This is a genomic window from Flectobacillus sp., assembly GCF_049240685.1.
Lineage (GTDB): Bacteria > Bacteroidota > Bacteroidia > Cytophagales > Spirosomataceae > Flectobacillus.
Genome location: NZ_JBMLSD010000174.1, coordinates 1 through 1,123 on the forward strand (window position 1 = coordinate 1; position 1,123 = coordinate 1,123).

The window sequence follows — 1,123 nt, forward strand, 5'->3', positions numbered from 1 at the left end:
CATCTATCAATTCTACATTCACTTCGGCAAAATTATTCACAAAGTTCAGTGGGTTCTGAATCTCATGGGCGATGCCTGCGGTGAGCTCACCCAAGGAGGCCATCTTTTCTGCCTGAACCAATTGCGATTGGGTAGATTGTAATCGCTCCATTGATTCTTCTACCTGCTTTTTCTGCTGCTCAATTTCATTTTTTTGACTTGTCAACAGCAAATTACTTTTCTTTCTTTGGTTGTTATTCCTAAATAATATAATTCCAATTAAAGAAACTACCATTAATCCGGCAAGTAAGCTGTAGATTCGAATTTTAGATTCTGTTTGTAATTGCTCACTTTCTAAACTTTCTAAACGGAGTGTTTCTTCAAATGATACATTTTGAAAAGCACTTAGATTATCAATTCTTACTTTATACAAACTATCCTTTATTTGAGAAGTAATGAGCAAATACTTGTAGGCACTATCTAGCTGATTATTCTGTTTATATGCCAAAAAAATGTCTTCATACAGAGTTCCAAAATTCAACTGAAAGTTTGCAAAATTTTGTTGCAGAAAGTTCATCAAGGAAAGATTATCCTTTGCATAAATAAGTGCCGAATCGTTTTGCTTGATTTTTAAATACAGCTGAGATAATTTATGTTTTGTAATAGCAGCATTAAACTGGTTATTCGTCTTTATTGATAAATCGAGTCCGTTCAAGTATAATAACTTCGCCTGACGATAATCACCTTGTTTAAAATAAATATCCCCCATGAGCGTTTTATTCCTTCCACCATAAATCCTCTTGAATTCAGGAAGTAAAGCAAATGAGTCAGCTTGTTGGGCATGGTATAATGCCGAGTCAAGCAGACCCTTTCGCAAAAAAGCAGAACCGAGATTTGAATTAGAAATCATTTGTCGGTCGATGCTATTGATTTGTTTTGCAAGTAATAATGCCTTTTTAAGGTATTCAATCTCTTTAGGCAGGTTTTCCGTTTCACGCATCAATAATCCAAATAGATGCATACATGAACTCATGATATGAAAACGCCCTTTTCCTGGTATATGAGTTGGGTATACAATTAGCCAGTGATTCACTTCAAGATTATTTGAGTCTTGGGTAATTTTTAAAGACTCTTGTAAACACTT

Annotated in this window: 1 pseudogene; it reads right to left on the minus strand. The window is 34.6% G+C overall.

Annotation, left to right across the window (positions count from 1 at the left end):
* Positions 1-1,072: pseudogene (locus ACOVQ4_RS07995) on the minus strand (hypothetical protein); the annotation flags it as partial.
* Positions 1,073-1,123 lie beyond the last annotated feature (51 nt).